Annotated in this window: 22 protein-coding genes; 16 read left to right on the forward strand and 6 right to left on the reverse strand. The window is 64.0% G+C overall.

What is annotated here, in order from left to right; genetic code table 11:
- Together VGH68_RS00830 and VGH68_RS00835 are read left to right on the forward strand one after the other, a co-directional pair.
- Nucleotides 1-744: J domain-containing protein (locus VGH68_RS00830; protein WP_331601609.1), on the forward strand; the 744-nt coding region annotated here is incomplete at its 5' end.
- 283 nt (nt 745-1,027) lie between these two features.
- Entirely contained in the window at nt 1,028-1,567 is a 540-nt protein-coding gene (locus VGH68_RS00835; protein ID WP_331601610.1) for a low molecular weight phosphatase family protein, read from the forward strand.
- On the opposite strand, the gene VGH68_RS00840 is transcribed toward VGH68_RS00835, so the two are convergent.
- Nucleotides 1,557-1,883, reverse strand: coding sequence for an H-NS family nucleoid-associated regulatory protein (locus VGH68_RS00840; protein ID WP_331601611.1), 327 nt, complete (start codon nt 1,881-1,883; stop codon nt 1,557-1,559). The genes VGH68_RS00835 and VGH68_RS00840 overlap by 11 nt on opposite strands.
- Before the next feature lie 794 nt (nt 1,884-2,677).
- Between VGH68_RS00840 and VGH68_RS00845 the strand changes: the two genes are divergently transcribed.
- On the forward strand, nt 2,678-2,983 hold the full coding sequence (locus tag VGH68_RS00845; protein WP_331601612.1) for a hypothetical protein: 306 nt from the start codon (nt 2,678-2,680) through the stop codon (nt 2,981-2,983).
- Nucleotides 2,984-3,114: 131 nt separating this feature from the next.
- Here VGH68_RS00845 and VGH68_RS00850 read toward each other — a convergent pair whose 3' ends face one another.
- Nucleotides 3,115-3,396, reverse strand: a complete 282-nt coding sequence (locus VGH68_RS00850) for a hypothetical protein (RefSeq protein ID WP_331601613.1) — start codon at nt 3,394-3,396, stop codon at nt 3,115-3,117.
- Nucleotides 3,397-3,733: 337 nt separating this feature from the next.
- On the opposite strand from VGH68_RS00850, the gene VGH68_RS00855 reads away from it, so the two are divergent.
- The 6 genes from VGH68_RS00855 (at nt 3,734) to VGH68_RS00880 (ending at nt 8,877) form a co-directional block, all read left to right on the forward strand.
- Nucleotides 3,734-4,258: a low affinity iron permease family protein gene (locus VGH68_RS00855; protein WP_331601614.1), complete on the forward strand. Its 525-nt coding sequence runs from the start codon at nt 3,734-3,736 to the stop codon at nt 4,256-4,258.
- A 601-nt stretch (nt 4,259-4,859) separates the two neighbouring features.
- Nucleotides 4,860-5,474 carry a hypothetical protein gene (locus VGH68_RS00860; RefSeq protein WP_331601615.1) on the forward strand — a complete coding sequence of 205 codons (615 nt, stop codon included), beginning with the start codon at nt 4,860-4,862 and terminating at the stop codon, nt 5,472-5,474.
- 144 nt (nt 5,475-5,618) lie between these two features.
- Entirely contained in the window at nt 5,619-5,852 is a 234-nt protein-coding gene (locus tag VGH68_RS00865; RefSeq protein WP_331601616.1) for a DUF2964 family protein, read from the forward strand.
- Between the two features lie 164 nt (nt 5,853-6,016).
- The gene (locus tag VGH68_RS00870; RefSeq protein ID WP_331601617.1) at nt 6,017-6,769 is read left to right on the forward strand and encodes an SDR family NAD(P)-dependent oxidoreductase; all 753 of its coding nucleotides are present in this window, start codon (nt 6,017-6,019) and stop codon (nt 6,767-6,769) included.
- An 80-nt stretch (nt 6,770-6,849) separates the two neighbouring features.
- Nucleotides 6,850-8,028, forward strand: a complete 1,179-nt coding sequence (gene rhmD, locus VGH68_RS00875) for an L-rhamnonate dehydratase (RefSeq protein ID WP_331601618.1) — start codon at nt 6,850-6,852, stop codon at nt 8,026-8,028.
- A 66-nt stretch (nt 8,029-8,094) separates the two neighbouring features.
- Nucleotides 8,095-8,877: an SDR family NAD(P)-dependent oxidoreductase gene (locus VGH68_RS00880; RefSeq protein ID WP_331601619.1), complete on the forward strand. Its 783-nt coding sequence runs from the start codon at nt 8,095-8,097 to the stop codon at nt 8,875-8,877.
- A gap of 19 nt (nt 8,878-8,896) precedes the next feature.
- Here the strand turns inward: VGH68_RS00880 and VGH68_RS00885 are convergent, their stop codons facing one another.
- Entirely contained in the window at nt 8,897-9,898 is a 1,002-nt protein-coding gene (locus tag VGH68_RS00885; RefSeq protein ID WP_331601620.1) for a LysR family transcriptional regulator, read from the reverse strand.
- Between the two features lie 140 nt (nt 9,899-10,038).
- On the opposite strand from VGH68_RS00885, the gene rhaM reads away from it, so the two are divergent.
- From rhaM to VGH68_RS00920, 7 genes are all read left to right on the forward strand, one after another.
- Nucleotides 10,039-10,365, forward strand: coding sequence for an L-rhamnose mutarotase (gene rhaM / locus VGH68_RS00890; protein ID WP_331601621.1), 327 nt, complete (start codon nt 10,039-10,041; stop codon nt 10,363-10,365).
- A 92-nt stretch (nt 10,366-10,457) separates the two neighbouring features.
- Nucleotides 10,458-11,351 (forward strand): amidohydrolase family protein, encoded by an 894-nt coding sequence (locus VGH68_RS00895; RefSeq protein ID WP_331601622.1) that lies wholly within the window; start codon nt 10,458-10,460, stop codon nt 11,349-11,351.
- 126 nt (nt 11,352-11,477) lie between these two features.
- Complete coding sequence (locus VGH68_RS00900) at nt 11,478-13,007, forward strand: sugar ABC transporter ATP-binding protein (protein ID WP_331601623.1); 1,530 nt, start codon at nt 11,478-11,480, stop codon at nt 13,005-13,007.
- Nucleotides 13,004-14,074 carry an ABC transporter permease gene (locus tag VGH68_RS00905; protein ID WP_331601624.1) on the forward strand — a complete coding sequence of 357 codons (1,071 nt, stop codon included), beginning with the start codon at nt 13,004-13,006 and terminating at the stop codon, nt 14,072-14,074. Before VGH68_RS00900 ends, VGH68_RS00905 begins: the two co-directional genes overlap by 4 nt.
- The gene (locus VGH68_RS00910) at nt 14,067-15,092 is read left to right on the forward strand and encodes an ABC transporter permease (RefSeq protein WP_331601625.1); all 1,026 of its coding nucleotides are present in this window, start codon (nt 14,067-14,069) and stop codon (nt 15,090-15,092) included. Before VGH68_RS00905 ends, VGH68_RS00910 begins: the two co-directional genes overlap by 8 nt.
- 74 nt (nt 15,093-15,166) lie before the next feature.
- Nucleotides 15,167-16,177 carry a rhamnose ABC transporter substrate-binding protein gene (gene rhaS, locus VGH68_RS00915; protein WP_331601626.1) on the forward strand — a complete coding sequence of 337 codons (1,011 nt, stop codon included), beginning with the start codon at nt 15,167-15,169 and terminating at the stop codon, nt 16,175-16,177.
- Between the two features lie 292 nt (nt 16,178-16,469).
- Nucleotides 16,470-18,359, forward strand: coding sequence for a thiamine pyrophosphate-binding protein (locus VGH68_RS00920; RefSeq protein WP_331601627.1), 1,890 nt, complete (start codon nt 16,470-16,472; stop codon nt 18,357-18,359).
- 66 nt (nt 18,360-18,425) lie between these two features.
- On the opposite strand, the gene VGH68_RS00925 is transcribed toward VGH68_RS00920, so the two are convergent.
- The 3 genes from VGH68_RS00925 to VGH68_RS00935 all read right to left on the reverse strand — a co-directional run bounded on the left by VGH68_RS00925 (nt 18,426) and on the right by VGH68_RS00935 (nt 22,111).
- On the reverse strand, nt 18,426-19,235 hold the full coding sequence (locus VGH68_RS00925; protein WP_331601628.1) for a DeoR/GlpR family DNA-binding transcription regulator: 810 nt from the start codon (nt 19,233-19,235) through the stop codon (nt 18,426-18,428).
- A 57-nt stretch (nt 19,236-19,292) separates the two neighbouring features.
- The gene (locus VGH68_RS00930) at nt 19,293-20,642 is read right to left on the reverse strand and encodes a gluconate:H+ symporter (protein ID WP_331601629.1); all 1,350 of its coding nucleotides are present in this window, start codon (nt 20,640-20,642) and stop codon (nt 19,293-19,295) included.
- An 86-nt stretch (nt 20,643-20,728) separates the two neighbouring features.
- Nucleotides 20,729-22,111 carry a homoserine dehydrogenase gene (locus VGH68_RS00935; protein WP_331601630.1) on the reverse strand — a complete coding sequence of 461 codons (1,383 nt, stop codon included), beginning with the start codon at nt 22,109-22,111 and terminating at the stop codon, nt 20,729-20,731.
- Nucleotides 22,112-22,239 lie beyond the last annotated feature (128 nt).

The following is a 22,239-nucleotide window of genomic DNA, read 5'->3' on the forward strand; positions in this document are numbered from 1 at the left end:
ACCGACGAAGAAATCAAGCGGGCCTATCGGAAAGCCGCGATGAAATGGCACCCGGACCGCAATCACGGCGCTGAAGACATCGCGCGCGCAAGGTTTCAGGACATCAAGGACGCGTACGCAATCCTGTCCGACGCCGCACAGCGCAAGGTTTACGACAACGTGTACGCGGAGCAGATGCGCGAGTGGGAAGCGCAGCACGCGCGCCGGCAGCGGACCCAGGCGAAGCGCGAAGCGGCCGCGCGCGCGGCCGACGAGGCAGCGTACGCGGAGATGGTGTCGATCGCGATCCGCTTCGCCGACGAAGGCCACAATCGCGACGTGTTGTTCGGCGTGCTGCTAGGGCGCCAATGCGAACCGCGCCGCGCGGCGCAGATTGCGGATAGCGTCGCGGCGTTGCAAGCGGCGCGTCGCGAGGAAGCCGAAGTCGCGCGAAACGCACAGGACGCGAATGCGGCGACGAGGAACGCGCGGAAAAGCGGCGGGAAGAGCACGAACGGCGCGAAGGCCGAGCCGGCCGCGAACGCAAATGCGACGACCGGCTTCGGCGCCAGTCCTGCCGGTTCAGCAGATGCGGCCGCGAAAACGGGCTCCGCTTCCGCCGACGCGCAGCAAGCCGCCAATCACGACGCGCCGCAGTCCAGACCAGGGAACCGCGCTGAACGTGATGAAACCGCGAGCGATGGACATCCGGCGAGTACGCTAGGTAATCTCTGGTTTCAGTTTTTGAACGGTCTGAAGTTCTGACGGACCCGTTGCTCAGCGGCGTGCTCACGTACGCCGTACGCGCGTACGTGGACAGCGCCCCGCGCTATGCCGTCGCGAATAGTGACAGGAGAATGTAAGGCGTCTTTTCCACTGGCAGGCTGCGCATCGTTTTTGTCGTGCGTTATGCTCTGTGCCCGGGAACCGAACTTCCTGTTGCGAACGCCGTGGCGCAAAAAGTGGTGACGCACTGTGTGATGGGGGCGCGAGACTGGACCGTCAAGATGCGGTTCAGAAACCAATAAAAAGAAGGAACGGGGAAAGCGTGACCAGAAAATATAAGGTGCTGTTTCTTTGCCGGGACAATGCGATCCGCAGCATCATGGCTGAAGCGTTGCTGCGCGAACTGGCGGGACACCGGTTCGACGCGTTCAGCGCAGGGCCGGAACCCTCTGCACGGATTCATCCGCTCGCCGCCGCGCAGTTGCAGCCCGGCATTTCGGATCGCGCGATGCTGAGCCCGAAAAGCTGGCTCGAATTCACCGGAGAATGGGCGCCGCGCATGGACGTCGTCATCGCGCTCGATCAGTCGGTGGGCGGACGCCACGCGCCGGTATTTCCCGGCGGACCGTTGTTTCTCGATTGGATGATTGCCGATCCGCTCGCGGGTAACGCGCGCGACGACGAGCAGGCGCGTCTATTCGACAAGACTTTCTGGCAGATCGTGCGGCAGGTCAGTGCGTTTATCGAGTTGCCGCAATATGCGGCGAACGGCGCAAGCGGCGCAAAGCCCGTGCGCGGCAGCGCGACTCATTTTGGCGTCAGCGTCGTATCGCCCGCAAGCGGGCTTGAGCTTAACGGCTAGTCTGGCGAGCGAGCGGCGTTCCGGCAAACGGGTCGTTTGACCAATCGATGCGCTTTTTCGGTTGGGGGGCGGGCGCGGGCTTTTCCGACAACTCGAAGTGCTCGATTGTCTGCCCCGCGCTGATGGCCTGCTTCAGCCATTGAGGCATTTCGCCTTTGCCGTCCCAACTGTCGCCGGTCGCACTGCGGTAGCGCTCAGCCTTTTTCGCCGTCGACTCGGACGCGAGCGCGGCGGCAAGGTCTTCTGGTTTGATACCAAACTCGTCCATACGATGGCGGAGATAGGCAATCATGCTATCTCGCTTCCTTTCGTCCATAAGATATTCGTCCTTCTAAAACGTCCGACGTTCTGTCAATTACAAGTTGCAAGGAGTGGCTGCGGAGCGTCGAGCCCAAACAGAATGGGGCCGGCCCGCGAGGGGGTGTCGATTGAAGGAAACGCCATGAGCCGCGTTAAAAACGTTGCTGCCAGAATTGCAATACGCTCAATGCCAAAGGGGCCTGCACCAAAGGCGGCCGCGTGAAAAATCGACCGTCGACTGCATGTCTCAATCAGCAAATATTTCAGCATGTCGCGGCACGGTCAACCAAGCCGGTCAGCCTGATGTCCGCGCGGAAATGTCCTTGTGTCAATGCATTGATTGCGAATAGCTGGAGTTACTCCCACGCCTTCCGTCTTTCATCGGACTTCGCCGAGGCGCGGCCGCCGATTTTCTGCTTTATAGCCACATCATAACGCAATGCGCGCACGAAGCGCGCTTTGTCTACACTGATTTCGTCGGCGAATGCGGTTTATCGAACGGTGTGGACATTTGGCCACACCCGCGGAACCCCCGGATTGAATTCCCAGCTTCGCGAACTATAAAAGAACTACCAAAAACTGCGCAACGCAGAGCGCCGGCTTGCAACGCCGTTTCGACGACGCGCGACAGCGCCTCGGTGACCGGCTGCAGGCGACGCAATTCTTCATCCTTTTTAGTTCGATGATCCGTCGCGGCAGTGGCGCCTTGGCATCGACCCGTCCTTCGCCCCGCTTGGGGCAGATTAGCTGTTCGTGGATCAATTCTTCTGGAGGACGAAAACTGCTGCGCCGGACTGCAGGAGTTCGGAAATGAAAGCACGTTTATTGATGATTGTAGCGAGCGCCGTTCTATTTCTTGCGCCGCGAACGGCTAGCGCCACGGAGCGGGTCGGTCAGACGGACGCCGGCATGCCGGGCCGCGCCGAAATGCAGCAGAACGCCAACGAATCGGCGCAGGCTACCACCGACATGTCTCTCGGGCATGGCTGGCAACCGCGCCAAGGCGTGAGCGAGGCGTCGTATGGCGGCATGGCCGCCGGGCAGTCGGAGGCCGGCGGCAAGCGGGCGCAGTCGTGTGCGGGGGGCTCGCATTGCAGCGTTTATTTTGGTCAATGAGCGCGCGATGACTGTTCGATGAGCACGCATGACCGGCTCGCGGGCGCAGGGCGCCGGCTGTGAAAAAGGGCACCGCAAGAACTGGCATGCCAAAAGCGACACGCCAGAACCTGCTGCGTCCCTCCCGGCTCTCATACAAGCGCCATATCCCACGTCGCCGCGGCGGGGCGTTCGACGAGGCGCGCGACGATGTCGTCGACGCCTCGCGCGGTGTCGCTCGTCGCCGCTGTTTCTTCGTGAAAACCGCGAAATTCGTCGAGCAATGCGCGCCACGATGCATGCCAGCGCGTTTCCTTGATGCAAGTGCCCGACGAATCGGCGATACGCAATACGCCGTTGTCCGGGTAGAAGGTGAGCGTGACGAGGCGGCCGTCGATCACACAGGCGGCAGTGCAGGGGCGGGTGGTGACCATAGTTGGTGTCCTTGAATAATGTCTGAGTTGTTCAGATGGCGACGCGTGCATCAGCAATCGCTATACCTGCGTCCGCGCGCGCTGAACCGGAGTGGCCTCCGTGGGCTTCCTTCATCTGCTTTACGTCATCGCGCCGGGGAATAAGCGGTAGTCGAAGTATTGCAGCGGTTAACTAGAGTTTTTTGTATCGGCCGTGCGCGGCGTTGCATTGCTCACTATCGTGTCGACCATTTACGGGTTTTTACTCACTGTTGCTCGCCGCCCGTCGCGCCCGCCCGCGCACGTCGGCACGCAATATGCTGGCAGCCGTGCAAAGCAAAGCCCAATGGAGGCAGCCATGCGCAACGACGCAGCCCCCGGATCATCTTCTGACAGCCTGGATACCGTGCCGGACACCTCGAGTCCAGCCTATGCGGTCAAGCATCCCGTCTCACGGGCATTCGATGCCTTCGCGAGCACCGTTACGCGGTTGGCCGGTTCGCCGGTCGCATTCGGCATAGCGGCGATTACGATAGTCGTTTGGGCGGTCACGGGGCCGCTCTTTCATTTCTCCGACGGCTGGCAACTGGTCATCAATACGGGAACGACGATCATCACGTTCCTGATGGTTTTTTTGATCCAGCAAAGTCAGAACAAGGATAGTGTCGCTATGCACCTGAAGCTCAATGAACTGCTCGCTTCGCATCGTCACGCGAACAATCAGTTGATCGGTATCGAGGACGCGTCCGAAGACGATCTGCGCCGGCTCGCAGCCGCCTATTTGCAACTCGCGACCAAAGCCTCGAGCTCGGGCAACGAGGAAGCGAGCGTCGATGTGGAGGCGTCAGTGGACAAAACGCCAAAGCCCGACAAGACCCACTGACGCATAGCGGCGGCTTTTGCTTCGTCGGTTTTCGATAGGAAGCGAGTGGCGAAGCCGTCTCAATGATCTGCGGCACGCGTTCAATAATTCGCGAATTACACTTCATTGTGGGCTGCCTTGCCATTCCTTTACGCGTTTGCTAGCATCCGTCACACAGTCCGAAATAGTCATAACGTCGTCAATCGGGGCCTGCATCAAGCGGGCCGTGCGGAAATCCGTATCGTTGCGAGGAAAATGTTATGGCTAGTCATCCACCAGTCCGCTGACGCGCGGGCGTAGGCGCTCAGAGCGGCGTGGGCGTTGCGCGTCATTACTCCCATAAGCCAGAAACCTGGCAAGTCCGTTCAGCCATCGCTGCGAACGGAACAGCATGCGCTTTCCACGATTTGTTTTATTGGCTATCCAATAGGTCGGGCAGGTATCCACTTCCTGGTCAAAAAGCGCGGCGGTTCGATAAAAACAATTAAGTGTCCGTTGCTTCGTTAATGGCGGCGCTTGCCATTTTTCGCATTACTGTTTTCGCCAGCGGGTTTTCCGGCGTCGGTGCGCGCACGCCCATGTACTCATTGCCCGTCCAAAGCGCAATCAAAGGGAGCATGTGATGGCTTGCGATACATCGGATTGGGGCCGCGCGGGAGTGATGGCCGTCACCACTGCGCTGGCGGTTCTGCTCGCGCCGGCGGGTCCTGCGCTCGCGCAGCAGAGTGCGGCGCCCGCCTCGGTACCGCAGGCGGTCGGCGCGGTGGCTTTACTGCACGTGCAGGCGCGCGTCGTCGCGATCGATCCGGCGACCAACAGCGTGACGCTGCGCGGTCCCCAGGGCGGCGAGGAAAGCTTCGACGTGAATCCGCAGGCCGCGGACGTGAGCAAGCTGCATATCGGCGATGTCGTGACGATCGCATACAAGAAGGCGATGCTGGTCGGCGTCGATAAGGTGGCGCCGAATGGCATCCGCCAACGCATCGACACTCAGGTCACGCAGCCGGCGGCCAACGGCGTCGTTGCGTCGGCGCGGCGCGTCGAGGTGGTGGCGACGGTGCGCAAGATCGACCGGAAAAATCGCACGATCACGCTGCGCGGTGTGTCGCGCACGGAAACGCTCGACGTGTCGCCGGACATCCCGTTGGAAAAGCTCAAGGTAGGCGATTCGGTGCGCGCCGTGTTTGTTGCCGCCGCGGCGGCATCCGTCGAGCGGGGTGGGGCCGAGCTCAAGTGAAGCGTATCGTGGAACCCGGTGCCATCCGGTCGCGCGGCGTTTGCTCGACCGACGGGCGAGCCGAAGTCTCTTGACCGCGTGCGCTGGCAGATCGTCTGTACAGTTTCCAGCGCGCTGAGCGCGTCGCGCGCGAAGGAGCAGCAAATGCAACCCAACGAATCGGAAGCCACTGCCCGATCGGCGCGCAGGAAACTCATTCGAAGCAAGATCCACGTCGGTCTGGCCGCGTTCGGCACGTTGTCCGCGGTGGCTGGGATCGGCGTCGTGATAAAGGGCGGACTGTACTTCGACCGCACCAAGGTGATGATCGGTGTCGGCATCATCGTCGTGTCGACCATTCTCTATATTTCAATGCTGTTCGTCGCGGCCGACGATTGACGCGGCGCGGCTCGACCGCCCGATCCACTTTTGCTATCGCCCCCTCCAATAGTCGAATTGTTGGCGCATCGCCGCGCCCGTATATTGACCGCACAGCCAGCACGGACAGCAGCGATACAACAACTCGACGGCGTGCCGCAGCGGCCGCCCACAGGAGCACGGCAATGAATCAGATCGATCTGGAGGGGCGCGCGGTCGTTATCACCGGCGGCGCGCGCGGCATCGGCTACGCGGTCGCGCAGCGGGCCTTGCGCTCGGGCGCGTCGGTGGCGCTGTGGGATCTCGATAGCGAACGCCTCGCGCGCAGCGAGCGCGAGCTGAGCGAACTCGGCAAGGTCAGCGCGATCACGGTCGAGCTGACCGACGAAGCCGCCGTTGCGGATGCAACCGCGCAAACCGTCGCCGCGCACGGCTCGATCGACGTGCTGATCAACTGCGCGGGCATTACCGGCGGCAATGGCACGACGTGGGAACTCGAGCCCGACGTGTGGCGCCGCGTGATCGACGTGAACCTGATCGGCCCTTATCTGACCTGCCGCGCGATCGTGCCGCAGATGCTGAAGCAGGGCTATGGCCGCATCGTCAATATCTCGTCGGTCGCGGGCAAGGAAGGCAATCCGAATGCGTCGCACTACAGCGCGTCGAAAGCCGGCTTGATCGGCCTGACCAAATCGCTCGGCAAGGAACTCGCGACGAAGAACATTCTCGTCAACGCGGTCACGCCGGCGGCGGCCAAAACCGAGATCTTCGATTCGATGTCGCAGCAGCATATCGACTACATGCTGGCAAAGATTCCGATGAATCGTTTCCTGCTGCCGGAAGAAGCGGCGTCGCTGATTCTGTGGCTGTCGTCGGAAGACTGCGCGTTCAGCACCGCCTCGGTGTTCGACCTGTCCGGCGGCCGCGCCACTTATTGAGCGTGGTTACAAGCGTGCCGCACGCGCGGCGATCGCACCTCGTCGAACTGCCTCGACGCATCCCTCACGGAGCCCCTTTCATGGCCATGCCTACCATCCGGCACGTGCGTGCCTTCATCGTCCGCGGCGGCGGCGCGGATTATCACGACCAGGCCGGCGGGCACTGGATCGACGATCACATCGCGACGCCGATGGCGCGTTATCCCGAGTATCGCCAGAGCCGTCAGTCGTTCGGTATCAACGTACTCGGCACGCTGGTCGTCGAAATCGAGGCGAGCGACGGCACCGTCGGCTTCGCAGTGACGACCGGCGGCGAGATCGGTGCGTTTATCGTCGAGAAGCATCTCGCGCGCTTTCTCGAAGGGCAACTCGTGACCGACATCGAGAAGATGTGGGATCAGATGTACTTCGCGACGATTTATTACGGGCGTAAGGGCGTCGTGCTCAATACGATTTCCGGTGTCGACCTCGCGCTATGGGATCTGCTCGCGAAAGTGCGCAAGGAACCCGTGTACCAGCTATTGGGCGGACCGGTACGCGACGAGCTGGAGTTCTATGCGACCGGCGCCCGGCCCGATCTCGCGAAGAAAATGGGCTTCATCGGCGGCAAGCTGCCGTTGCAACATGGTCCCGCCGAGGGCGACGCCGGTCTGCGGCAGAACCTCGACAGGCTCGCCGAGATGCGCAGCCGCGTCGGCGACGACTTCTGGCTGATGTACGACTGCTGGATGAGCCTCGACGTGCGCTACGCGACGCGGCTCGCGCAAGGCGCGCACGAGTACGGCCTCAAATGGCTCGAAGAGTGTTTGCCGCCTGACGATTACTGGGGTTACGCCGAACTGCGCCGCAACGTGCCACGCGGCATGATGGTGTCCACTGGCGAACACGAGGCGACGCGCTGGGGTTTCAGAATGCTGCTCGAGATGCAGTGCTGCGATCTGATTCAACCCGACGTCGGCTGGTGCGGCGGCATCACCGAATTGATCAAGATTTCCGCGCTCGCCGATGCGCACAATGTGATGGTGGTGCCGCATGGATCGTCGGTATACAGCTATCACTTCGTCGTCACGCGTCACAACTCGCCGTTCTCCGAGTTTCTGATGATGGCGCCGAATGCCGATCAGGTCGTGCCAATGTTCAATCCGTTGCTGCTGGACGAACCGGTCCCGGTGAACGGCCGGATGAAAGTACCGGATACGCCGGGCTTCGGTGTGCGGCTCAATCCGGAATGCACGCTGGCGCGGCCGTATCAGCATTGACCGCATTGAACACATTCGGCGCATTCGATCCGCGCCGCACCGCGAATCCCCGCACAGGAGAATGACGTGCTGCTCAAGGACAAGGTCGTGATCGTCACCGGCGGCTCGCGCGGCATCGGCCGCGCGATCGCGGTGGCTTGTGCGCGCGAAGGCGCGGACGTGGCGATCAACTACTGGGGCGATAACGACGCATCGTACGGACGCCGCTCGGCTGTCGCGGAAGTGGTCGGCGAAATCGAGGCGTTGGGGCGGCGCGTGATCGCGGTGGAGGGCAATGTCGCCGCGCGCGACACCGGTCAGGAGCTGGTGCGCCGCACGGTGGATGCTTTCGGCAAGCTCGACGTGCTGGCGAGCAACGCGGGCATCTGTCCGTTTCACGCGTTTCTCGACGTGCCGCCGGACGTGCTGGAAGCGACGGTCGCGGTGAATCTGAACGGCGCGTTCTACGTGACGCAGGCCGCCGCGCGGCAAATGAAGGAACAGGGCACCGGTGGTGCGATCGTCGCGACGAGTTCGATCAGTGCGCTGGTTGGCGGCGCGATGCAGACGCATTACACGCCGACGAAGGCTGGCGTGCACTCGCTGATGCAGTCATGCGCAATCGCGTTGGGGCCGTTCGGAATCCGCTGCAATTCGGTGATGCCGGGCACGATCGCGACAGATCTCAATGCCGACGATCTCGCCGACGAAACCAAGAAAGCCTACTTCGAAAAGCGTATCCCACTCGGCCGCCTGGGCCGGCCGGATGACGTGGCCGATTGCGTGGTATTTCTCGCGTCCGACCGCGCCCGGTATGTGACCGGCGCCGCGCTGCTGGTGGACGGCGGGCTGTTCGTGAACCTGCAATAGGCGCCGCGCGATGACGCCGTCAACTGACCGTCGCTGGCGAGGCAGGCGTATTCGGCGCACGCGCATCGATGAGAGCGTCGCGCGTGAGCGTGCGCGAGAAGCCGCGCAACAGTTCGATGAAACGCAGCGCCGGGTCGGCGAGCGGTTCTTCCTTGCGCGTCAGAATGCCGAAGCCGGCGAGGCTCTTGCCGATTTCCAGCGGCAACGCGACGAGCAGCCGACCACGCACATGATCGCGCACCACCGACTCCGGCAGCATCGCAATCGCGTCGTAATTCTCGAGCAGTTGCAGCGTCGCGAAGATCGACGCACATTCGGTGAGATTGACCGGCGTGGCGAGCCCCGCGCGGGCGAGTTCTTCTTCGAACAGCACGCGCGCCGGACTTGTCACGGGTTGCGCAACCCATGGCCAGTCGATCAGTTCCCGCAGCGTGACGCGCGTGTGCAGCGCCAGCGGATGCACCGAGCGAACCACGAGCAGCAGCGTTTCGCGCGCGAGCGGTTCGAAACTGAAATCGTTGTGCTGCAGAGGACTGGTCAGTCGCCCGAGCGCCAGATCCACCTCGCGGCGATGCAGCAATTGCACGACCTGATCGCTGGTCTCGCCGAGGATGCGCACGTTCAGCAGCGGGCTTTCGGTCTTCAGCGCGGCGACGGACATCGCCAGCAGATCGGGCGCGGCGCCCATGATCGCGCCGACGGTCAACTGACCATGGCCGCCGCGTCGTTTGACTTCGAGGTCGTCGGCAAAGCGCGTCAACTCGGCGAGCGCACGCCGCGCGTAGGCGAGCGTCACGACGCCAAGCGGCGTCGGCGTCATCCCGCGAGCATTGCGCTCGAACAGCAGGAAGCCAAACGCTTCCTCGATATCGCCGAGCATTCGGCTCGCGCTCGGCTGCGCGACGTTGACGGCCTCGGCGGCGTGGTGGAGATTGCGGGTGTCGTCGAGGGCGACGAGCAACGCGAGGTGCTTGAACTTGAGCCGGTTCACGAGTGCGACGGCGGCTGAATGTTGGCTCATGGTTCTCGTGCGATTCGGTTTGTGGATCGCCCAATCCCAACAACGGATTGAGTGGCTATCGATGCACGAATTATAGTCATCCCGGACGCTTCTCCGAGAAGGCGACGAATATCAGACTAATCAGCTGGAGACAGGCCGTAATGGAGACAATTGCTTTCCGGATGGCGCTCAACCCCGGTATGCGCGACGAGTACGAACGGCGCCATGCGCAGATCTGGCCCGAGCTCGTCGACGCGTTGCACAACGCCGGTGTGCGCGACTACCGAATTTTCTTCGATCCCGACACGAACCATCTTTTCGCGGTGCTCGCGCGCAGCAGCGATCACACGATGGAGCGGCTGCCGCAGCTCGATGTAATGCGCAAATGGTGGGATTACATGGCCGATATCATGCGCACCGCACCGGACCATACGCCGCTTCAGCAAGCGCTCGAACCGGTCTTTCATTTGAGTTCAGTTGACGGCTGACTGCCGGCTTGCAAAAGCTGCTCGACAGCGACCCTTTGAAACGCCGCAACGACGAATAGACCTTGAACGCTTTTCACCGACGAAGGTGCCGCATGCAGGTTGTCGATTCGCATATCCATCTGTGGGATCTGAAAACGCATCGCTACCCGTGGCTGGAAAACCCGGGCGTGTCGTTCGTCGGCGATGCGCGCGATCTGAAGCATGACTACCTGCTCGACGATCTGCTGCGCGACACAGGCGAGATCGACGTGCAAAAGCTCGTGCATGTCGAAGCGAACCACGACCCCGCCGACCCGGTCGAGGAAACCCGCTGGCTGCAAGCGATCGCGGATCGCGCCGGCTCGCGTGGGATGCCGAATGCGATCGTTGCCGCGGTCGACCTGTCCGCGCCGAACGCACCCGGGTTACTGGAAGCGCACGCGTCGTTTGCGAATACGCGCGGGATCCGGCAGATCCTCAATGTGCACGAGAACAAGCTGTTCGATTATGTCGGCCGTCATTTCATGCGTGAATCCGCCTGGCGCGAAAATTTTGCGTTGCTGCGCCGGCATGACCTTTCGTTCGACCTGCAACTGTATCCGTCGCAGATGGAAGAGGCCGCCGCGCTCGCGCGCGTGCATGCGGACACGCTTTTCATCGTCAACCATGCGGGCATGTTCGTGGACCGCAATAGCGTGGCCGGTTATCGCGCGTGGCGCGAGGGGATGCGTCTGCTTGCGGCCTGTCCGAACGTTGCGGTGAAGATCAGCGGTTTGGCGATGTTCGATCATCGCTGGAGCGTCGAAAGCTTGCGGCCCTATGTACTGGAGACGATCGATACGTTTGGCGTCGAGCGCGCGATGTTCGCATCGAACTTCCCGGTCGACCGGTTGTTCGGTTCATATACGGATCTGTGGCGCGCGTATGCGGCGATCGTCGACGATGCCAGTGATGCTGAGAAGGAAGCGTTGTTTCGCCGTAACGCGGAACGTTGTTACCGCATTTGAGGCAGCCGCGAAAGCGCAGGCAGTGATAACAGACACAGCAAGAACCTTGCATGCAACAGCAGCAGGCGCTTTGCATGGGACCAGTAGGCGACAAAGCGCCAACTCGGGATCGACAGGAGACACGCAGTGCAGCAATCCTCAACCGCGACGCCGCGGCTCCAGTTACGGCACGCGAGCAAATCATTCGGCCGCGTGCGCGCGCTGTCCGACGGCGACCTCGTGCTGTGGCCGGGCGAAGTGCATGCGCTGCTCGGCGAGAACGGCGCGGGCAAATCGACCGTCGTCAAAATTCTCGCTGGTGTGCATCAACCCGATACCGGCGAGCTGTTCGTCGACGGCACGCCGCGCCGCTTCGCGACGCCGGCCGAGGCGCGCGATGCCGGACTCGCGGTGATCTATCAGGAACCGACACTGTTCTTCGACCTGTCGATCGCGGAAAACATTTTTATGGGCAGGCAGCCGGTCGATCGTTTCGGCCGCATCCAGTACGACGCGATGCATCGCGAAGTGGACGGGCTGCTCGCGTCGCTCGGCGTTGAGTTAAGCGCGGATCAACTGGTGCGCGGCCTCTCGATTGCCGATCAACAGGTGATCGAGATCGCGAAGGCGCTGTCGCTGAATGCGAGTGTACTGATCATGGATGAGCCGACCGCCGCGCTATCGCTGCCTGAAGTCGAGCGGCTGTTCGCGATCGTGCGCAAGCTGCGCGAGCGCGACGTCGCGATCCTCTTTATCACCCACCGGCTCGACGAAGTGTTCGCGCTCACGCAACGCGTGACGATCATGCGCGACGGCGCCAAAGTATTCGACGCATTGACCGCCGATCTCACCACCGACGCGATCGTCGCAAAGATGGTCGGCCGCGATCTGCAGACGTTCTATCCGAAGGCCGACTGCGTACCGGGCGAGGTGCGCCTGTCGGTACGGGGCCTCACCCGCGTCGGCGTGTTCAAGGACGTGTCGTTCGAGGTGCGCGCGGGCGAGATCGTCGCGCTCGCGGGCCTCGTTGGCGCGGGGCGCAGCGAGGTCGCGCGGGCTATCTTCGGTATCGATCCGCTCGATGCCGGGCAAGTGTGGCTGGCCGGCCAGCGTCTCGCGACCGGCAAGCCCGCCGCGGCGGTGCGCGCGGGGCTCGCGCTGGTGCCGGAAGATCGCCGTCAGCAGGGGCTGGCGCTCGAGCTGAGCATCGCGCGCAATGCATCGATGACGGTGCTCGGCCGGCTGGTCAGGCACGGCCTGATTTCGACGCGCAGCGAAACGCAGCTTGCGAATCAATGGGGCACGCGCTTGCGTCTGAAAGCGGGCGACCCGAACGCGCCGGTCGGCACGCTGTCGGGTGGCAACCAGCAGAAAGTGGTGCTCGGCAAGTGGCTCGCGACCGGCCCGAAAGTGCTGATCATCGACGAGCCGACACGCGGAATCGACGTCGGCGCGAAAGCGGAGGTCTACAGCGCGCTCGCCGAACTCGTGCGCGACGGTATGGCGGTGCTGATGATCTCCAGCGAGTTGCCCGAGGTGCTCGGGATGGCCGACCGCGTGCTCGTGATGCATGAAGGCCGCATCAGCGCGGAGATCGCGCGTGCCGACGCGAACGAGGAGCGCATCATGGGCGCCGCGCTCGGTCAGCCGCTGCCATCATTGGGACGGGCAGCATGATGCGCGATTCTTCGACCCACCCGCCGACCCATCCCGCCGCGGTGCGAGAGTCGCTCGCGAAGCGCTCCGGCGGCACCTCGGGTGGCTTTATCTGGAGCATCGCGAAGAGCCGCGAAATCACGTTGTTCGTCGTCTTGATCCTGTTGATCGTCGGCACGGGTCTCGCAAGACCGCAGTTCCTGAATCTGCAGAATCTGCGCGATGTGCTGCTGAACGTATCGATCGTCAGCTTGCTGACGGCCGGCATGACGGTCGTAATCCTGATGCGGCATATCGATCTGTCGGTCGGCTCGACAGTCGGCATCAGCGCGTATGCGGTCGGCAGTCTGTACGTCGCGTTTCCGCATCTGCCGGTGCTGGTCGCGCTGGCGGCGGGGCTTGCGATCGGACTCGTCGCGGGCGGAATCAATGCGCTGCTGGTGGCGGTGGGGCGCGTGCCTTCGCTGGTCGCGACGCTCGCCACGCTGTATATCTTTCGCGGCGCCGATTACGCATGGGTGCATGGCGGCCAGATCAACGCGACCAGTCTGCCCGACGCGTATTCGCGGCTCGCCACCGGCACGCTGCTCGGTATTCCGACGCTCGCGCTGATTGCGCTCGTCGTACTGGCGGGGCTGTCGGTGTATCTGAAGCAGTTTCGCGCCGGCCGCGAACACTATGCGATCGGCTCGAACCCGGAGGCCGCGCGGCTGGCCGGCGTGAACGTCGAGCGGCGCGTGATGTCGGGCTTTTTGCTGTCCGGTGCAATTGCCGGTTTCGCGGGCGCATTGTGGCTCGCGCGCTTCGGCACCGTCGACGCGAGCACCGCGAAGGGCATCGAACTGCAGGTGGTCGCGGCGGCCGTGGTCGGCAGCGTCGCGATCACCGGTGGCGTCGGCACGATTCTCGGCGCGACGCTCGGCGCGCTCGTGCTCGGTGTGATCAGCATCGCGCTGGTCGTGCTGCACGTATCGCCGTTCTGGGAGCAGGCGATCCAGGGCGCGCTGATCGTCGCCGCGATCGCCGCCGACACGTTGCTTGCCCGCTCCGTCGCCAAACGCATGATGAGGAAACGCGATCATGGCTAAACCCGATTCCGCGTTGCTCACGCGCAAAAGAGAAACGCCGCTGCAATGGGAAGCGTTGCTCGTGCTCGTGCTGATCGCGTCGCTCGGGTTGGGGCGCTGGCTGTCGCCGGTGTTTCTGACCGGCGCGAACCTGACCAACGTACTCGCCGATCTGACCGAGATCGCGCTGATGGCGTTGCCGATGACACTGATCATCGTGGCCGCCGAGATCGATCTGTCGGTGGCGTCGGTGCTCGGCGCATCGAGCGCGTTGATGGGCGTGCTGTGGCACATGGGCCTGCCGATGCCGGTCGTGATCGTGCTGGTGCTGATCGCCGGGGCAGTGGCCGGCTTGCTGAACGGGCTCGTGATCGTGAAGCTCAACCTGCCTTCGCTTGCCGTGACGATCGGTACGCTCGCGCTGTTTCGCGGCCTCGCGTATGTGTTGCTCGGCGACCAGGCGGTCGCGGATTTTCCGGCTGGCTATACGGCGTTCGGCATGAATACGCTCGGCGCGAGCTTTATTCCGTTGCCGTTCGTGATCGTGATCGTCGCCGCGGTGCTGTTCACGGTGCTGCTGCAAGCCACCGCGTTCGGCCGCAGCCTCTACGCGATCGGCGCCAATCCGACCGCGGCCGCGTTCTCCGGTATCGAGGTCGCGAAGATCCGGCTGCGCCTGTTCGTGATGTCAGGCCTCGTCAGCGCGCTCGCGGGCATCGTTTATACGCTGCGCTTCACCAGCGCGCGCGGCGATAACGGCGAGGGCTTCGAGCTGTCGGTGATCGCGGCGGTGCTGTTCGGCGGGGTGAGTATTTTCGGCGGGCGCGGTTCGATGATCGGCGTGCTGCTGTCGCTGCTGATTATCGGCGTGCTGAAAAACGCGTTGACGCTCGACGACGTATCGAGCGAAACGCTGACCATCGTGACCGGCGTGCTGCTGCTCGCGTCGGTGCTGATACCGAACCTCGTCGCACGCTGGCGCGCGGCGCGTGACCGGCGCTTCATCGCGAAGTCCACCGCGGCTTCGTCGTCTTCATAACTTCTACTGTCTGACCCTTTCAACGACCGATAACCCGGCCACTCTCTGTCCAACAACAACGCAGGAGACACTCCATGTTCAAACCTCTACGTCACACCGGGACCGCCGCGCTATGCGCCGCGTTGCTTGCGATCAGCTGCGGCGGCGCGTTCGCCGCGGACCTCAAGAGCGGGCTGAAGATCGCGTTCGTGCCGAAGCAGATCAACAACCCGTACGAAGTGATCGCCGACGATGGCGGACTGGCCGCGATCAAGGAGTTCGGTGGCGTGGGCAAGGCGGTCGGACCGTCGGATGCCGGCGCATCGTCGCAGGTGTCGTACATCAACACGCTGATTACCCAGCACCAGGACGCGATCGTGATTGCGGCGAACGACGCGAATGCCGTCGTGCCGTATCTGAAGAAGGCGATGGGCCAGGGCATCAAGGTCGTGACGTTCGACTCGGATACCGCGCCGGATGGCCGCCAACTGTTCGTCAATCAGGCGAACGCCGAAGGCATCGGCCGTGGTCAGGTGCAGCTGGTGTCGAAGCTGATGGGCGGGGAGGGCGAGTTCGCGATCCTGTCGGCGACGCCGAATGCGACCAACCAGAACACCTGGATCAAGTGGATGCAGGAGGAACTGAAGAAGCCCGAGTACTCGAAGATCAAGCTCGTGAAGATCGCCTATGGCAACGACGATGACCAGAAGTCGTTCGTTGAAACGCAAGGTTTGTTGCAGGCGTATCCGAATCTGAAGGCGATCGTGGCGCCCACCACGGTCGGGATCGCGGCCGCCGCGCGCTACATCTCGTCGTCGTCGAGCAAGGGCAAGGTCGCGGTGACGGGGCTCGGCACGCCGAACCAGATGCGCGCGTTCGTGAAGAACGGCACCGTGCAGGCGTTCCAGTTGTGGGATCCGAACCAGCTCGGCTATCTGGCCGCCTATGCGGCGGCCGCGCTGGCGTCGGGGCAGATCACCGGTAAAGAAGGCGAAACGTTCAGCGCCGGCAAGCTCGGCAAGCGCACGATCGGCGCGCAAGGCGAAATCATTCTCGGACCGCCGACCACGTTCGACGCGAGCAATATCGACAAATTCAACTTCTGACCGGTTGATGAAAAGCCTGCATGCCCGCGCCGTTGTGATGAGGAACGTCGCGCCGGGTCAGCTCGCCGCTTTGAAGCATTTGTCGATATCGCGCCGCGCCCAGCTTGGCGCGCTGCGATCGACGAGCACGTCGCGGTAGCTGCTTTCCGGAGGTTGCCGCCTCCTTGTTGACGCGCTGCTTGCAGGTGCGGCATTTGCTCGTCGACACGGCCGACCCGTTTCCATGGTGCGCCGCGTGGCTTGTGCCGCGCGGCTCGTCGCACCGGGACGCCGCGGCGCAAAGGAGCACGCCATGTCCTCGATCCCACCAGCAGGTAACCGCACCAACGCCGCTCCAGCGCCGGACGCCCAGGCTTCGGACCCCGGCCCCGACGCGCCGCGCTCGGATCGCCGCCGCTCGTTGCTCAAAGCGGCCGCGGCCGGCGGCGCGGGACTCTTCTCCGCGCAGCTCGTATCCGCGCAGACCGGCGCGCCCGCCGCGCATGGCCAACCCGTGAACCGCGACACGCAGCCGCCGTTCGACGTTGCGCAAGATGCGACGACCGCCGACGTGATCGTCGATACGCTGCTCGCATGGGACGTCGATCATGTGTTCGGGATGGTGGGCGACGGCATCAATCCGCTGATCGAAGCCCTGCGCAAACGCCAGGACAAGATCCGCTTCATCGGCGTGCGTCATGAAGAAGCCGCCGCGTTCATGGCGAGCGGCTGGGCCAAAGCCACCGGGCGCCTCGGCGTGTGTCTGGCAACCACCGGTCCCGGCGCGGTCCATCTGACCAACGGCCTGTACGACGCGCATTTCGACGGCGCGCCGGTGCTCGCGATCACCGGGCTGACCTTCCACGACCTGCACGGCACCCGTTTTCAGCAAAGCGTGAACACGCCCGCGCTGATGCAGGACGTGGCGCTCTACAACCTCGCCGTCACCGGCCCGCGGCATGCGCTCGTGGTGACGGACCTTGCGTGCCGCAACGCGCTGGGGCAGCGCGGCGTCGCGCATCTGGCCGTGTCGAAGGACGTGCAGGCGCAACGGCTCGCGAACGACAAGGCATCGATGGAAAACCACGGCTTGCGGACCTCGACCGCGTGGAGCCGTCCCGCATCGACGCCATCGAACGCGGACTTGCAGGCCGCCGCCGCGCTGATCAACGCGGGCAACCGCGTCGCGATCCTCGCGGGGCAAGGGGCGCTCGGCGCGCGCGACGAACTGGAGCGCGTGGCCGCGCGGCTCAATGCGCCGGTTGCCAAGGCGTTGCTCGGCCGCACGGTATTGCCCGACGATTCGCCATTTTCGACGGGCGGCATCGGTCACCTCGGCACCGTGCCGTCAGAGGACGCGATGCATCGTTGCGATACCGTTCTGATCGTCGGCTCGACGATGCCCTGGGTCGATTCCTATCCAAAGCCGGGCGCGGCGCGCGGCGTCCAGATCGATGTGCGGCCGGAACGGATCGGCTTACGCTTTCCGGTTGAAGTCGGGCTCGTCGGCGATACGAAGGAAACGCTGCGCGCGCTGCTGCCGTTGCTGCGGCAGAAGGACGATGTATTTCTGCGCGACATCCAGACACGCGTCGCGCAATGGAACGCACTGCTAGACCGGGTCGCCGCGGACGAGCGCAGCCCGCTGCGGCCGCAAAGCGCGATCCGCGCGATCAGCGACGCGCTGGCGCCGGATGCGATCGTGTGTCTCGATTGCGGTGCGAACACCCATTTCGCGGCGCGCTTTCTGACGCTGCGCCGCCAGCAGCAACTGGTTGCAACTGGAATGCTGGCGACGATGGGACCGGGCCTGCCGTTCGCGATCGCGGCGCAGCTAGCCAACCCGGGCCGCCAGGTTGTCGCAATCGTCGGGGACGGCGGTTTCGCGATGCTGATGGCGGAGCTGTCGACGGCGGTCAAGAACCAGTTGCCGGTGAAAGTGGTCGTGATGCGCAACGATATGCTGGCTGAAGTGGTGTTCGAGCAGAAGGAACTCGGCAATCCACCGTATGGCTGTGAACTCGGCGCGATCGATTTCGCGCAGGTTGCGATGGCGTGCGGCGCTGACGGTTTCCGATGCAACGACGCGGCAACGTTGCGTACCGCGCTTGCCGCAACGCTTGCTTCGCCGCGCGCTGCGCTGCTCGAAGTGCGCGTTGATCCGGCCGAGCCGGTTACCACGCCAGAGCAACTGAAAGCCTGAGGTCACGGGTTCGCGCGGCGCGACGCTCACGGCGGTTGCCGCAGGCCCGACGGCGGTCGCCGGCCGCTAGCCAGCCGTTGCCACAGCCAGCTCGATGCCAGCCTGCCGGATCGCGGTGGCGGCGCCCGCCGCGAGTCCGTTGTCGGTGACGACGAGATCGAACGATTCGAGCGTCGCAACCTTGTACAGCCCGACCGTGCCGTATTTCGAGCTGCCCGACACGAGCACGTTGCGTGATGCCGCTTCCATGGCCGCGCGCTTCACGTCGACCTTCGGCGCCGAAGGCGTGGTGACGCCGCGCCGCAGATCCCAGGAGCTCGCCGAAATGAACGCGACATCGAGCACGACGTGCGACAGCGTGGCGGCCGCGAGAGCGCCGACGCTCGACAGATTCGCGTGATCGAGCTGGCCACCCGCATGCACGACGTTCACGTGGGTAGCGCCCGCCAGTTCGCGCACGATCTCGAAGTCGTTGGTGACCACCGTCATGCCACTCAACGCGACCACGTGCGGGACGATCGACAGCGTGGTCGTACCGGCATCGAGATAAATCGACATGCCCGCGTTCAGCTCCTGCGCCGCGCGCTGCGCAATGGCCTGCTTCTGCGGCTGCTCGACCTCGGCTTTGAACAGGTGACTCGGCTCACTGTTCTGATGGCTCGCGATCCGCACGCCACCCGGCACCGTATACACGAGCCCTGCCTCTTCGAGGACAGCGATGTCGCGCCGTACCGTCATGTGCGAGCAGCCGAACGACTCCATCAACTGATGCAATGAAAGCACCTTGTGGCGACGCAGTTGCCGCAACATGGCTTCGCGCCGCTGGTCGGGGATCAGCGGCGCACTCGATTGGGCAGGTTGGGTCTTGCTGGACATGGCGGTTCTCTGCGGCGTGGGATTTCGCGCGTCCCGTGGGACGGCGACGCCGCCATCTTAGCGGATCAACGTGGCCAGCAGCATCACGCCCGCGAGTCCGATCAGCGACTGCAGCGAGAGCATGAGCGTCCACGTGCGCAGCGTCTGCGCGACGCTCAGCTGGAAATACTCCTTGAACAGCCAGAAGCCGGAGTCGTTCACATGCGAAAGCATCACCGCGCCAGATGCGGTGGCCAGCGCCATCAATTCAGGTGATGCGGCCGGATGTGCGATCAGCAATGGCGCGACAATGCCGCTCGCCGCGACCGTGGCGACCGTCGCCGAACCCACGCAGATGCGCAGCAGTGCAGCGAGCGCCCAGGCCAGCAGCAGCGGGCTCACCGACCAGTGCGCTGCGTGTTCGACGATGATCGTATCGAGGTGAATCGACTTGAGCATTTCGCTGAAGCCGCCGCCCGCGCCGAGAATCAGCAGGATCACGCTGAGCGGCGCGATACCCTTGCTGACCATTTTCTGCAGATCCGCGAGCGGGTAGCCGCCGCGCACGCCGAGCGTGAAGTAAGCGAACACCACGGCGGCGAGCAGCGACAGGATCGGATCGTTCAGTGCCTGGTAGAACACGAACATCGCGCTGTCTTTTGCCGTGTGGCTCATGCCGACGGTGCCGGTCAGCATCAGACCTGGCGGGATCAGCAGCGATAGCACGGAAAGCGGCAGTGAAGCGGTCGATTCGCGCGCGTCGTCGATGCGCGTGCCACCGGGGCCTGCCGACAGATCAGGCGCGGGACCGAAGAAGCGTTTCGCCACATGCGTAAACAGCGGGCCGCAGATGATCGCGCTCGGAATCGCGATCATCAGGCCGTACAGCAGCGTGAGACCGGTATTCGCGTGATAGGCGGAGACCGCCTGCGTGGGCGCCGGGTGCGGCGGCAGCAGGCCGTGCGACACATACAGGCCTGCCGCGACCGGCAAGCCAATGTAGAGCAGGTGGCTGCCGGTGCGCCGCGCGATCGTGTACACGAGCGGCGCCAGCATGATGAAGCTCACGTCGAAAAGATGCGGCATGCCGACCAGCAGCGCCGCCGCGCAGATCGTCCAAGGCGCGAGCCACAGCGGTCGCTTGCCGACGAACGCGTTGGCGATGCGGTCCGCGCCGCCGGTGCCGATCAGGATGCCGCCGAGTACCGCACCGAGGCCCACGACCGGGCCGGTTCGAGCGAGCGCGCCGCCAAAGCCCTTTGTGAAACTCGCGATGCTGTGTTCCGGCGTGACGCCGGCGACCAGCCCCAGCCCGAGAGCGCACAACGTCAGCGCGACGAATGGGCTCAATCGCGCCCGCGTGATCAGGATGACGAGCACGACGATGGCCCCCACGGCCATCGCGATGGTCGCTATTTCTCCCCGCATGGTGTCTCCAATTTGTAGTTTGCAGCGTGTGTGATCGATCGTTTTTCAGTCCCGCGCCGCGCGTCGCCGCATCGTGATCGCGCGGTTCATGCTGCGCCCGCGCGCCACGCGCCGAGCAGCACTTCGTCCATGCCCTGCAGGTCGTCGAGCGTCAGCAGCTCACCGGCCGCGACGTCGCGTGCAAGCTTGGCGTGCGCGGCCAGGTAGAGCGGTGCGACATCCGCGGGCGCGCTGCCGCGTTCGAGCAGCACGGCCTGGACGCCGGTTACATCGTGGTGATGACCGCCCATCTGCAGCACCGTGCCGGCCTTCAGGTCGGCGCTCGCGCGGCCGCCCAGCACCACGCATTGCGTCGGCTGCGCCGCGCCGGTCGGGCGGCCGTGCAGCACCGCTTCGAACAGCGTTACCGGCGTCTCGACGCCCATGAAGTGATACGGCAGGTAGAGGCACGCATAGCGGCCGTTACGGCTCACCACGTGGCCTTTCTGCGCAAGCATGGCCCACGTGGGCGCGTCGTGCGTGCGCACGACCACGAACACGCCGCCGGCGAAGCTCGCTTCGTCCGGGCGGCGCAGCATGTTGAAGACGTCGATCACGCCGGCGCGCGACAGCACGCCACCGTCCTCGCGCAGCGCGTAGATATCGGCGAGTTCGGTGGTGCGCGCGACAGGGTAGTGAAGCAGCTCCACGTCGGAAACGAGGCCCGTATTGGTCGCGACGACGCTCATTTCGCAGTAGTCGGCGGTGGCCGAGGTCTTGCGGCCGCGCAACGCGTGGCGGCGCGCCGCGAGGGTGGCGGCCACGTCCTCGCCGAGCGTCATCAGGTTCGCGAGCTCCGGCGCGGCAAAGGTTTCGTCGAGTTGCGTGACCTGGCCCGTGGCTTCGTCGAAAACCAGGTCGTACTCGCTCGACTTGCCCGCTGCGACGATCTCGAGGCCCAGCGTGCGTGCCCACGTGACCCAGCCGATCAGATTGGACGGCTGATCGCCATCGGCCGTGGTGTACACGACGCCCTGGCGCGCGGCAAAGCGCGCGAGCGCGACGCCCGCGACCGCGTCGACCTCCTTGCTGACCATCGCCACGTGGCGCTTTGCCTGGAGCGCGGCTCGCGCGGCCCGATAGCCGACCGACGGGTTGCCGGTCGCTTCGACGAGAATGTCGAAGCGGTCCGGATCGAGGAGGCTGACGTCCGGCACCAGCGCGATCTGGCCGGGGGAGACTGCGCGAACGTCCGCGGCATCGGTGCAATCGACGAGTTGCGCGGCGTCGTAGCCGAGTTCGAGACACAGCGCGCGCAGGCCCCCGAGATTGAGGTCGCACAGTACCGCCGGCTGCAGACGCGCGATAACGCGAGTCTGTGCGAGCAGCGTGCGCGCAAAGCCGCCGTGCGCGCCGGTCAGCGCATAGCGGACGTTCTGCAGGCCTGCCGCCGAGAATGAGGAGGGAGAAAACAGCAGTTCGAAGTTCATCGTGGCATCCACGCGGGTTGACGAAGCAGGTGCGCGTCACACCCGCATGCGGCTATAGATTCGCAGGCAACGCAGGGGTGACAATGTGTTTGACCGCGACCTTAACGGCATTTATCACATGAGTCAAA

This window comes from Paraburkholderia sp., assembly GCF_036488505.1.
Classification (GTDB): Bacteria; Pseudomonadota; Gammaproteobacteria; order Burkholderiales; family Burkholderiaceae; genus Paraburkholderia.

What these genes read in the sequence shown, in the direction of transcription:
- VGH68_RS00840 (WP_331601611.1), bottom strand. Translation starts at nt 1,883, where the DNA reads ATGGACGAAAGGAAGCGAGATAGCATGATTGCCTATCTCCGCCATCGT.
- VGH68_RS00845 (WP_331601612.1), top strand. Translation starts at nt 2,678, where the DNA reads ATGAAAGCACGTTTATTGATGATTGTAGCGAGCGCCGTTCTATTTCTT.
- VGH68_RS00850 (WP_331601613.1), bottom strand. Translation starts at nt 3,396, where the DNA reads ATGGTCACCACCCGCCCCTGCACTGCCGCCTGTGTGATCGACGGCCGC.
- VGH68_RS00855 (WP_331601614.1), top strand. Translation starts at nt 3,734, where the DNA reads ATGCGCAACGACGCAGCCCCCGGATCATCTTCTGACAGCCTGGATACC.
- VGH68_RS00860 (WP_331601615.1), top strand. Translation starts at nt 4,860, where the DNA reads ATGGCTTGCGATACATCGGATTGGGGCCGCGCGGGAGTGATGGCCGTC.
- VGH68_RS00865 (WP_331601616.1), top strand. Translation starts at nt 5,619, where the DNA reads ATGCAACCCAACGAATCGGAAGCCACTGCCCGATCGGCGCGCAGGAAA.
- VGH68_RS00870 (WP_331601617.1), top strand. Translation starts at nt 6,017, where the DNA reads ATGAATCAGATCGATCTGGAGGGGCGCGCGGTCGTTATCACCGGCGGC.
- rhmD (WP_331601618.1), top strand. Translation starts at nt 6,850, where the DNA reads ATGGCCATGCCTACCATCCGGCACGTGCGTGCCTTCATCGTCCGCGGC.
- VGH68_RS00885 (WP_331601620.1), bottom strand. Translation starts at nt 9,898, where the DNA reads ATGAGCCAACATTCAGCCGCCGTCGCACTCGTGAACCGGCTCAAGTTC.
- rhaM (WP_331601621.1), top strand. Translation starts at nt 10,039, where the DNA reads ATGGAGACAATTGCTTTCCGGATGGCGCTCAACCCCGGTATGCGCGAC.
- VGH68_RS00895 (WP_331601622.1), top strand. Translation starts at nt 10,458, where the DNA reads ATGCAGGTTGTCGATTCGCATATCCATCTGTGGGATCTGAAAACGCAT.
- VGH68_RS00905 (WP_331601624.1), top strand. Translation starts at nt 13,004, where the DNA reads ATGATGCGCGATTCTTCGACCCACCCGCCGACCCATCCCGCCGCGGTG.
- VGH68_RS00910 (WP_331601625.1), top strand. Translation starts at nt 14,067, where the DNA reads ATGGCTAAACCCGATTCCGCGTTGCTCACGCGCAAAAGAGAAACGCCG.
- rhaS (WP_331601626.1), top strand. Translation starts at nt 15,167, where the DNA reads ATGTTCAAACCTCTACGTCACACCGGGACCGCCGCGCTATGCGCCGCG.
- VGH68_RS00920 (WP_331601627.1), top strand. Translation starts at nt 16,470, where the DNA reads ATGTCCTCGATCCCACCAGCAGGTAACCGCACCAACGCCGCTCCAGCG.
- VGH68_RS00925 (WP_331601628.1), bottom strand. Translation starts at nt 19,235, where the DNA reads ATGTCCAGCAAGACCCAACCTGCCCAATCGAGTGCGCCGCTGATCCCC.
- VGH68_RS00930 (WP_331601629.1), bottom strand. Translation starts at nt 20,642, where the DNA reads ATGCGGGGAGAAATAGCGACCATCGCGATGGCCGTGGGGGCCATCGTC.
- VGH68_RS00935 (WP_331601630.1), bottom strand. Translation starts at nt 22,111, where the DNA reads ATGAACTTCGAACTGCTGTTTTCTCCCTCCTCATTCTCGGCGGCAGGC.